This window comes from Candidatus Albibeggiatoa sp. nov. BB20 (assembly GCA_016744725.1).
Lineage (GTDB): Bacteria > Pseudomonadota > Gammaproteobacteria > Beggiatoales > Beggiatoaceae > Albibeggiatoa.
Genome location: JADGDW010000153.1, coordinates 1 through 10,404, shown reverse-complemented (window position 1 = coordinate 10,404; position 10,404 = coordinate 1). Strand labels below are relative to the sequence as shown.

Here is a 10,404-nt window from a genome sequence, read left to right as displayed (position 1 = left end):
TCGATTCGCCAGACTCTAACCCTAATCGAATCAGTTGATAACTCTTTTCACCCTGAATCAAATCTATGGCAGATTGGGAATATCAATATTGATTTGAAACTGTTATTTGATTGGTGAGGAATAAAAGGCGACCTCTGAGTTTGTGAAAAAGGACAAGCCCAGAGGTTTGGGTGAAAATGAATGCTTCAAGCTGAGCTTGCAAGGCAGGTATTCCCAAACTGAGAGGCTGTAAAAGAACTGCAAAAATAACGTTTTTAATGATTGTAAATTGTTGATTTTACACAATCCTAAATCGAAAAAACGTGGTTCTTTTACAGCCTCTCAGTTTGGGAACGAGCTAAAGTACAAGCCCAGAGGTTCTGTTTACGTTATTGCCAAATTTTTTTTAACGCTTCTATATCTCTCTTTCCAGTTGGAGTACTATAACTAAGTTGGAAATCTGTAACCTTTTCATATAGCCAAGGCCCATCATGTGCGTACCCCTCCAGCGTACTCAATACTCCATTATTAACAAATAGTAAAAAACCAGCTCCGAACTCTAATTCATTGATATCGGCAATAACATCTCCGAAGGCAAATGCTTGTTTATGAGTACGTAAAGTATTATTTGCCACTTGGAATGATATATAAAATCCAACTCCTGTTACTTCCCTATCCTTAATAGTTGAATTTGCTAGCTGCTCACGAAGTATTGATAATGTATCATCCTCTCCTTGAAGTAGCATTTGCATTAGCTTTTTTTCAAAAAAGTCTAATTCAGTCTCCATTAGCCTCAGTCTCCATCAGCTATATAGGCAGTCGAAAGTCTGGCTTTTCCATTTTTAATATATACACGTATAGTAACGAATACTGAGCCAATTTTAACTCTAATGTTATGTACTCCATCTGCTCTACCTCGGGCTGCATTCAGTCCTGCTTTTTCTAGTGCTAAGAATGCAGCCTCTTGTGAATCAAATTGGCTAAGAAAATTATCAAGTCGATGATCAGCTTTTCCAAAAATATGATGCAATTTATTGTAATCAATACAATTATGCACTAACGCCCCATCATCACCAACAAAGTAATTATGGGTATTAGCAACAGTTAAGTTGTAGACCTTTTCAAACCGAACGCTGGTGTCAATTGTCTTGATAACAACGACAACACCATTGTGTAACTGTAATGCCTCTCCTACTTTTAAGCTGCTGGCAGGCTGCCAACCTTTGCCCTTGATATAAAACGGATGTTCTGCTGTGGTTTCAATCGATTCGCCAGATTCTAACCCTAATCGAGTCAGTTGGTAACTCTTTTCACCCTGAATCAAATCTATGGCAGATTGGGAATATCAATATTGATTTGAAACTGTTATTTGATTGGTGAGGAATAAAAGGCAACCTCTGAGTTTGTAAAAAAAGTACAAGCCCAGAGGTTTGGTTAATAAGGAAACTATGTAACGAGACAAACAATATTAAGTTTGCTTTTGACAAATACATATATCACCATCATGATTGACCACTAATGCTAATTTGTATGGAACAATTGATATTATTCCTTCAAATAAAGCATTCTCCCCAGTTAGTGCATCTAACAAAGAAAGAGTCTCAATTTTCCCTTCGGCATGTCCACAATGTATCACTACACATTGTTTTTTTTGATATGGCATAAATAATGATGAAGCAAGTAGTTCCTTGAGACTATGATTCCATTCAATGCAATGTTTTGTTGAAGTATACCTGTTATCCCACAAATCCCATGCACTTACTTTTTTCCAATGCTTAGGTTTTTTATTTAAAATCGCTCTCCATCGCACAGCACGATGTTCAGAAAGAAATGTGCAAAGAAAACCCTCAATATGTTGTTCGTAAGAACTCTCAAGCATAGTCTTATTCTATATCCTCTATAACTTTAAGACTCATCTTTAAATATAGATATATTAGAGGTGAGCCTATGCTTCAGCTAGTTATGGACAGCTTTTAATCTGGAAATGAATAGTGGTAGTTTGGTTTTGACTTGTCTCCATGATTTTTATCATGAAAATGCCGATGTCCTTTTTTATGTTTTTCAGGTTTATTACTCCATAAACCCCTCTTTTGTGCAGCATCTTTTGCTTGTTTCCGTGTTGGGAACACTATATCTATTTGCTTTCTTCCGTTTTTATCATACCAAACTTTGCATTTAGCATTATGTACCAATACACCATCATCACCAACAAAGTAATTATGGGTATTAGCAACAGTTAAATTGTAGACCTTCTCAAACCGAACACTGGTGTCAATTGTCTTGATAACAACGACAACGCTATTGTGTAATTGTAGTGCCTCTCCTACTTTTAAGCTACTGGCAGGCTGCCAACCTTTGCCTTGGATATAAAACGGATGACCTGCTGTGGTTTCTGATAGAAACTGATTAGGGAAATTTATTTAAGCATCTTGGAAGCGAATAATATTTTGTGAGAATACTTCAGGAAAGACGAACAAATATATCTAATCTAACTTCTTTAACAAAGAATAAGCTTCATTTTGGGATGCTTCACAGACTTCGATTTTACACTTAGCATTTATTACAACTTGTAAATACTCTAAAATATTAGAATTGGTTAGGCTAATATTATTATTTAACCCTAACTTGGCTAACTCCAGTCCTGCTTCTTTCTCACCTTTATCAAATGCTTCTTTATACCAATATTCAGCTAACTTAAAATCTTTTACAGAAACGTAGTATACAGCTATATTCATGTAAGCAGATAAATCTCCATATTGAGCTGCTTTTTTGTACCAAAATAAAGCTTTTTCTTTATCTTGTTTTGTTCCTATCCCCTCATCATAACAATAACCTAAATTAAGAAAAGCATTCTGTTCCCCTTTCGCAGCTGCTCGGCGAAATAGTTCAAAGGCTTCTCTATTATTACCTTGATCCCATGCTTGAGATGCTTGTTCAAATAAACTATCCATAATTTCCAGAATAAAGTAACTGGGGTAATCATACTACTATAGTTAGATTACCCTGAGCTTATAACGTTAAGGAGTTGCTAAATTGCCAGGAAGAGTCCACCACAAAGGGGGGAAAAGTGAAGGAACTGTTCTTATACATCTATAAGTAAGATATGTCCCTAATACAACTTTACCTCCCCCTATTAAAATGTCTGTGGATAAATTGGTTCTAGACTCATTATTAGTGTCTTCATCCCAATCTGAAGGCTTAGGTTTTCTAACTGTCTTACCTGATTGATGGTGTTTACAAATAATGTAGTTAGGATCATTTTTATCTTCTTTACAATGTTTATATTTATTTTTTGAATTTTGCCCTGATGTACCTCCTGTCGTTCCACGTTCGCCAGTTGGGCTTAACCCATCAGGGTCAATCAAATTTATAGGATTATTAAATACATAGCGATATAGATTGCTATCACCACCATCAAATAAAATCGGGTCTTGCGCAGTCCAACGCCCTGTATGCGGGTCATAATCCCTTGCACCAAACCGTACTAAACCTGTACGCGACTCATACAAACTACCCACATAACCAAATGGTTGAAATCCTGGATTGGTATCAACTAATACCTGTCCCCAAGCATCATAATCAAGCTGCTGAACAATACGCCCTGTACTGACCTCAACAACCAAACGCACACTGCCTAAATGATCCGTCACCAAACGATATACAGCACCATCTTGCAACATATAATCAGGCACATGATCCTGACTACCGTAAATAAACTGCGCTTTAACCTCACCGTTACGATCTAAAGTGGCAATAGGATTAATGCTACCTTGATAAAGATAACCTTCCTCCAAGAAACCATCAACAACCTTACCCACACGGCGGTCTTGACCATCAATAATATAGCTCACCGTCTGACCTGAAGCTAAACGAACTTGGGTCAAATTGGTCGATACATCATAATGATAACGTGTGGTTTCGCCATTCTCAGTTTTAGTTAACCGCTCACCATTAGTTGTATGTGTATAACGCTGATTTTCATAAGTTAACAACCGATCTTGATTATCATAACTTGCAATCTCAACTCCGTTAATATGAGTGCGGTTACTATTGCCATCATACTGATACGTTGTCACTACACTATCAACATCAACCTGTATCAAACGACCTGTTAAATCATATTGATACTGACTAACACTACTTTGTCCGTTAACAACTTCTGATTTTTGCGTAATACGACTCAGCTTGTCATAACTATACTCTGCTCGGTACAACTCCGTACCATCATACGTTGCAACCTCGGTTTTTAACTCACCAAATTGAGTATGAGTCAGTATAGTTTTAACATTATCTAAAGTTGAGCCTTTCAAAAGCCCATTATATCGATCACGTAGCAGCGTCAAATCACCTGCTTGCGTCATTAAACCATCTTTGTCATAGCCATAATTGACAGCAGTTTCTTCATTGACTGAAGTGGTTTGCAAACGGAAATCATTGTTATAGCTGTAATTGACAGAACCTTCAATACTATTTGTCCACTGTTCAGATAACAACAAAGAACCATCATACTCATAATTGATAACCGAACCGCTTGCCTCATCTGAGACACTGATAACTTGCCCTGTCTCAGAGTCATAACTGTAAGATTGCGTACCTTTTGGCAACACAATTTCTTCAACACGTCCAGCTTGATCGTAATTAAAATCAATCACTTTATTGTCAGCTAAGGTGACTCGTGTTAACTGCTTATCACGGTTAAAGCTGCTTAAAGTTTCATGACCTGAAGAATTAACAGTAGGAGCTTGGTATTCAGAGGGTAAATCAACTGCGTCATAACTGTATGTATGCTCAGGACGACTTGGTGGCTTAATCGATGTGATATTACCATTATCATCATATTCATACTGAATTTGGCGTTCATCAGGTAAAGTTTGCGCTAAAATCCGCCCGACTGCATCACGGGTAAACTGCTCAGTACGACCCAAGGCATCAGTCACTTGAGATAGATAGCCCGTATTTGGATCGAAACTAAACGTAACCGTTCTTGCCTCATTACCATCACCTTCAGTAATTTGGGTCAAGCGTCCACGCTCGTCATAAGAATAGTAAACCTTAGCAAGCCCATAGGTTTCTTCTCTAATAATTCGCCCTTTATCATCGTAATAAGAAGTGGTACGTCGCCCTGCAGCACTGGTTGAGGTTAGCTTTTTATTAGTTGCATCATATACACTGCTACTTCTACGACCATTAATAGTCATAGTATTTGATAGGCTTATTAAGCTAAGAGGATCATCTTTATTACTAAGCCATACAGTCTTTTCTGCTTTCACTTCACCTTTTAGACCATTTGGTGTGGTAATAGTCATTTTTTCAGTAAAAGGGGCTTGTATACCAAAGCGTGGGTCGGGTGCTTGTTCTGACACGACAGTTGTACCATCTGCATTGGTCATAACAACATCACCTGAAGCTTTGATAAGTGCTTTTGTTTCAGTACCATCAGGTGCAATTTGAATCCGCTCAATTTCACCGTTATTTTTAGGAATAACCGAATAAGTATGAGTTTGACCTTCACGGCTAGTTAATGTTGTTGTATAACCATCGTCATCCTCATGCTCAATACGAGCCAGCGACCAACCACCATTTGCAGCATCAGTATCCTCTATTAACAAACCTAAGTCATCATAACGATAAATTGATTTATGCCCACGAGGATTAACAAATTCTGTTAATAAGCCTTTATCGGTATAACTCAACAAATAAGCTTCATCTTCAGGATTAATGACTGAATCAAGATAACCATTTTCATTCACACTTAGGATAGTACGCTGACCATCAGGTGCAATAATAGCAAGTGGTAATTTGCCATTACGCTCAATATGAGTAATGTCACCATCTAAATCTTCAATTGAAGTCAGATAACCTTCAGGACTATAAGAGAACGTATAAATGGTTTGCCCAGTGATACTATCTAATGTACGTAGGTGATGGCCACTTGCAGAAAATACATACAATAAACTAGCATCTTTTGAAGCAATTGTTGTATCTTTAATAGAAAAGTCAGGAGCAGAAGGTCTAAGTCGATGTACATAGTTACCCTCAGTAATATATAAATAATTATCAGGGCCAAAAACAATACCTCTAGGGCGATTTAATTTAGCCTCAAGTGCAAGTTCCTTATTCTTATTTAGACTATCACCACCTCCAGCTATTGTACTGATAACGCCATCTGCATCTATTTTACGGATACGATGATTATTACCATCAGAAAAATACAAGTTATTATCAGGACCAAATACCATAGAATAAGGATCATTTATCTCTATTTCAGTTGCTATTCCACCATCACCATTAAAGCCACCGTGCTCTGTACCCGCAATGATTTCTATAGAATTATTAGTGCCTACTCGACGAATATTGCTATTATAGCCCCCATTAGCAATATACAAGCTTCCATCTTTTCCAAAAAGAACACTATTAGGGTTGTAAACAGTACCAACATCACTTACTAATAACTTATTAATAATATTAGTATTGCCATCTAATTTAAAAAGAGAATTAAAAGCATAACTTGCAATATATAAATCATCTGATGAATCAAAAGCAAAACCATGAATCCAAGATAAATTCACCTCTGTTGCAAGTTTGCCATTTACCTCAACACTATTAAAATATTCTCCTGAAGTACTTCCAACTACAGTATGGATAACTCCTTTTGTATCAACCTTGTGAATATGGTGAGTATTAGCAATATATAGATTATCATTAGAATCAAAACTGATATGGGTAACATGTCTCAGGTTAGCAGTGGTAGCAAGCTCTCCTTCAGCAGCAAAACCACCTTCACCAGTACCTGCTACAGTATGAATTGTGTTTGTATCAGAGTCGACCTTAATTACTTTATAGCTGTTCATAACACCTATATGCAACTCACCTTTAGAGTTAAAAGCAACACTTGCTGGATTATAAAGAGGCACTTGTGTAGCTGGTTTTCCTTCATATATTTCTTTAAACTTTCCATAACCTCCATTACCAGCAACCGTTTCTATAATTAAGTTTTGTACCGTCTCATTAGCATTTTCTTGTTTGCCATATCCTAGGTATAAATCTTTACTGACAGCATCATAAGTATGATGAATATCTAGACTAAAATTTCCTAATTCAGTACCTATTGGATACCATGTACCCAAATCTACACGGTATGTTGTACCCCAAAGAATCCCACTAGACTTGTTACGTCTAACAGACATTCCACTACCACTACCTGCTCGTGCAAAGCTTGAAGAAAAATCACCAGGGGAAGCATAAACGAGGTGATATTCGTAACCAATACGTATTCTTGCTTTTTGTCTACCTTGTAGTGGTCGTTGAAAATAATCTAATCCATCCCAAGTAAAAGTAAATGTTCCGTTTTTAATTGGTGGGAATTTATGTGAAAACCTTCGTCCTGCAATACTTATCTCAACTATAATGTTTTTAAGGAGTTTAGGTATGTCATCTCCAATTAAAGGAATATCTACCTTATATGCCGCTTTATATCCTAATGTACTATTGCTGCGGTAATTTAAAGTAAATGGCGTACCAGCAATAGCAATCGTTTCTCCTAAAACTTGTTTTTCTGCTTCAATAATACATCCGCTTTGTTTACAAGAATCATCTGGGTTGTCTTCATTTGCTGTCTTAGGAGTAGTGTTCTCGGACTTAGGTTTTTTTGCCGTTTTAGGGAATGTATAAGGCCAGTTATAGTCCCAAGGGGTAAAGTGGGGAATCAAACCACGCCACAAACTTGTACCCACAGTATAATGTTTGGCTAATTCTTGTTTTTCAGCTTCGGTAATATTTAATACAGCAAGGGCTTCAGAGTCAGCAACTTGACCACTTCCATCTACATCTAATTCAACAATTCCATTCTCAATGTTTATAATTTCAATAACGCGTCCATTGCGAGATGGAATCCATTCTGCTTTTTCATAATCATACCAACCAATTGGAACAATTCCTCCAGTAGGAAAGCCAATAAAGTTATCAACATAAAGTGGTATAGGTTGATTAAAATCAATATGGGTTGAGCCTGCTGCAATTGCTTGATCTGCACTTAATTCAACAGCATAAGTATAAGCACTTTCAGGTGGTAAAGGCCCAGGCATCGCATCTGGCCCATTTTCACCGACTGTATATTCAGTTGCACGCACATCCAATTCAGTTAATGCTTGAGTTGAACCATCTGGCAAGGTCATAGTAGCAGTTAAATCCTGAGGGAATAATATAACTGCTTGACGTGAGCCATCTTCATCCGTCACAACACTGCCTTTGGCAACTTGAATCGGTGTATCAGCGGTTAAATCAATCTTGGTTACTATTGAATCTAGTGGAGTCATGGCAATATCGTCTACAATTGCATACTCCAACCGCGCAGGTTTAATTGTACGTTGTACAGGTAAATAACCGTTTTTCTGATAATTAACCGTCAGCGTATTACCACCATTGACTGCCATATTGAAGTAACCATCACAGGTTGTGACAGTTTGACCATATTCAGCGTGATCTTTAATTGTAATATTGACGTTAGGTAAAATTTCGCCTTGTGTATCAGTCACTTTTCCGCGTAATGTCGCCGCATGTTCTAAATTGATTGTGCCTGTTGCAACACCTGTTTGAATCGGATCGTCACCTGTGTAAATAAATTGAGTGACTAATGAGGGGATACTGATAACGGTAGGATCAATAGGAGGGGCTACTAAAGTTTGACAGTCTGTTGGCTCATCATCAATTAAACCATAGTAATATAGGATTTGTTGGTCACCACTAGGATAAGTGATAAGAAAGTCATCAATACCATCTCCATTCTGATCGCCAGTTGATTCAACGTTGCCGTCTTCAGAAGGTTCACCAGAAGTGATATTATCATCTAGTTTACTATGATATATCTCACCATTAATAGTGACTTGAATTGAACCATCGTCCTGAATTTCAACTAATTCAGCACCTTCTAAACCTTCAAGATAAGCTCGTAAAAAATCTAAATTAGAAACAGTACAGGAAAAAGCAGACCATGCTAAACCTTCAATATCATTATAAGGAGTATCAATTTCACCATCAGAAAGAGTTTGACAGCTATTAATATCAAAGGAATGAATATTTAATTTATTATCATTATGGAAGCTATAAACTAATGAGCCATCAGGTAGGGTTTCTAAACTTTCTATTTTTTTCGGTAAATCATTACAAGCAACTTGCCATGTATTTCCTTCATCAATAACCCATAGCGTACTACTTTCATTAGAACTTGTGACTGCGAATAGTTGAGTACCATCATTATGCCATGCCAAACCATTAATAAAGCCTGGTAATACAGGATTCGCTATTGTTCCTGCCCCAGTATCTATATTAATTTGCAATAAACCTTGATCAGCACTAGCCCACAATCCACCATCGGGGTGAAAAGCTAAACCTGTTACATTATCAAAGCCAATGTCACCAATTTTCTCCAATACACCCGTACTTGCATCAACGGTATAAAGCTGTGAATTATTTTGTCCTGTAGTAGTGTAGAGTTTGTGAGTGGTAGGATGTGCATCAAACCCTTCTAAATCTAGGTCTGTATACAAAGGACCCACAGAACGAAATTGCCCATCATTTAAGTTGTAGCTGAAAATTTGGCTATCCTGAATACCTTTATCGTGTACTGCATACACTACATCACATTCAGCAGGAGCTTGAGCATAAGCAGTATTTATTATTAAAAATAGAGTAGAAATCACTTTAAATAATATAGACGGCCATCGTTGCCGTCTTGTATTTGTATCTAAATTTATTTGTGGCATAAAAAATCCCTTTTTTATTTGTTGGAATTTTATATGAAATGAAATTTATATACAATAAAAATTGTACTGTAAAATGCTTTGTTAATTAATAAAGCATTTTTGAAACTGATGAGGTTGTAAAATATAAGGGATAGTGAAAAAATGTAACTACCTTATAGGAGCAGGCATCCCAAAAGAATAAGGAAAAGACAACGGCGGTCAAAAAGGACATAAGGGCAAGACAAGTGCAGAACAATCATATTAAATAACATCAATATTTACTAATATTTATAAATGAGCAAAATAATCCTTGACTGATTAATTGATAATGACTATCATTTGCAAATGATAATTATTCTTATTTATGGGTTGATATCTGATGAAATACCTCATTGATGCACATTTTGAACAAACTCATCCTGAGTTGCGAATTATTAATATTGATTCCAATATGATAATTCTTGAGTTTGATAGCGAAACGCTTAATTACTTAATTGAAGCAGGTTCTATTTACCCACCTGATTTTTTAGACTCTTGTGATACACAAGCCATAGTCAAAGAACTATTTTTACTGGCTTGCAGCCAAACATTGCACATTGAACATTTAACCGATGCTTGCCTGCATTGCGGCCAATGTCAACAAGAACCTAGCTTTAATTTGCACCAATTAAACACCCATCAATAT

The 10,404-nt window shown here is 36.7% G+C and carries 7 protein-coding genes; 1 reads left to right on the top strand and 6 read right to left on the bottom strand.

The genetic code is table 11. The annotated features are described in order from the left end of the window. Positions 1–368: 368 nt before the first annotated feature. The 6 genes from ABXH34_RS14990 to ABXH34_RS14965 form a co-directional block, all read right to left on the bottom strand. Positions 369–767 (bottom strand): hypothetical protein, encoded by a 399-nt coding sequence (locus ABXH34_RS14990; protein ID WP_353572696.1) that lies wholly within the window; start codon positions 765–767, stop codon positions 369–371. 5 nt (positions 768–772) lie between these two features. Then, positions 773–1,303 (bottom strand): Hint domain-containing protein, encoded by a 531-nt coding sequence (locus tag ABXH34_RS14985; RefSeq protein WP_353572695.1) that lies wholly within the window; start codon positions 1,301–1,303, stop codon positions 773–775. Between the two features lie 144 nt (positions 1,304–1,447). Beyond that, a complete protein-coding gene (locus ABXH34_RS14980) occupies positions 1,448–1,858 on the bottom strand; it encodes a hypothetical protein (RefSeq protein ID WP_353572694.1) in 411 nt (136 codons plus the stop codon). A 94-nt stretch (positions 1,859–1,952) separates the two neighbouring features. Further along, entirely contained in the window at positions 1,953–2,399 is a 447-nt protein-coding gene (locus ABXH34_RS14975; RefSeq protein WP_353572697.1) for a Hint domain-containing protein, read from the bottom strand. Positions 2,400–2,462: 63 nt separating this feature from the next. Then, positions 2,463–2,930, bottom strand: coding sequence for a tetratricopeptide repeat protein (locus tag ABXH34_RS14970; protein WP_353572693.1), 468 nt, complete (start codon positions 2,928–2,930; stop codon positions 2,463–2,465). A gap of 66 nt (positions 2,931–2,996) precedes the next feature. Continuing rightward, a complete protein-coding gene (locus ABXH34_RS14965) occupies positions 2,997–9,740 on the bottom strand; it encodes an RHS repeat-associated core domain-containing protein (protein ID WP_353572692.1) in 6,744 nt (2,247 codons plus the stop codon). A 358-nt stretch (positions 9,741–10,098) separates the two neighbouring features. Between ABXH34_RS14965 and ABXH34_RS14960 the strand changes: the two genes are divergently transcribed. Beyond that, positions 10,099–10,404 (top strand): hypothetical protein (locus ABXH34_RS14960; protein ID WP_353572691.1); only part of this gene is annotated, 306 nt, incomplete at its 3' end.

Bases quoted from the DNA above. Each gene is read 5' to 3' on its own strand.
- ABXH34_RS14990 (WP_353572696.1), bottom strand. From the start codon at position 767: ATGGAGACTGAATTAGACTTTTTTGAAAAAAAGCTAATGCAAATGCTA.
- ABXH34_RS14980 (WP_353572694.1), bottom strand. From the start codon at position 1,858: ATGCTTGAGAGTTCTTACGAACAACATATTGAGGGTTTTCTTTGCACA.
- ABXH34_RS14970 (WP_353572693.1), bottom strand. From the start codon at position 2,930: ATGGATAGTTTATTTGAACAAGCATCTCAAGCATGGGATCAAGGTAAT.
- ABXH34_RS14965 (WP_353572692.1), bottom strand. From the start codon at position 9,740: ATGCCACAAATAAATTTAGATACAAATACAAGACGGCAACGATGGCCG.